The organism is Cysteiniphilum halobium, from assembly GCF_003574425.1.
Lineage (GTDB): Bacteria > Pseudomonadota > Gammaproteobacteria > Francisellales > Francisellaceae > Caedibacter > Caedibacter halobius.
The window spans coordinates 1-659 of the sequence record NZ_QLIU01000047.1 but is presented as its reverse complement, the minus strand read 5'-3'; the positions used below and the strand labels follow the sequence as shown (position 1 = coordinate 659).

The 659-nt window shown below is 41.6% G+C and carries 1 rRNA gene; it reads left to right on the top strand.

Going from position 1 to position 659, the window contains the following annotated elements:
- Positions 1–102: 102 nt before the first annotated feature.
- Positions 103–659, top strand: a 23S ribosomal RNA gene (locus DNK85_RS08270); the annotation flags it as partial.

The window sequence follows — 659 nt, the reverse complement described above, 5'->3', positions numbered from 1 at the left end:
GTTTATATAAATAAATGATTACTTGAATGATTTGAAGCAACGCAGGTCAGGTGAATGTCTTGAGCACAAGAAGAGATCTTTAACAATTTATTATAGAGTAATGACCAAGAGAATAAGCGCAAACGGCGGATGCCTTGGCAGTCAGAGGCGATGAAAGACGTGATAGCCTGCGAAAAGCTTCGGGGAGTTGGCAAATAAACATTGATCCGGAGATGTCTGAATGGGGGAACCCGGTCGGAAGACAGAAAACAGAGGACGGAAGACGGAAGTTTTTCGAGCAACCTGTGTTTTGTGTCTTCCGATCATTCAGATGGCGGAAAATAGCGGATTAGAAACAGTAAGTTGGTAGTAGAGATGTGGTATTTAATTTTAGATTTAAGTAATTATATTTGAATTTTAAAGTTAAAGGCATCGCGTAGCGATTCAACAACTGTCTTCTGTCTTCTGTTTTCCGTCATCTGAAGGCGAACGTGGGGAACTGAAACATCTAAGTACCCATAGGAAAAGAAATCAACCGAGATTCCCTTAGTAGCGGCGAGCGAAGGGGGAAGAGCCTTGTATATTTTAGCATATAGATTAGTTGAACATTCTGGGAAGGATGGCCATAGCAGGTGATAGCCCTGTAGACGAAAATTTATGTGTGGAACTAGGTATGCGAA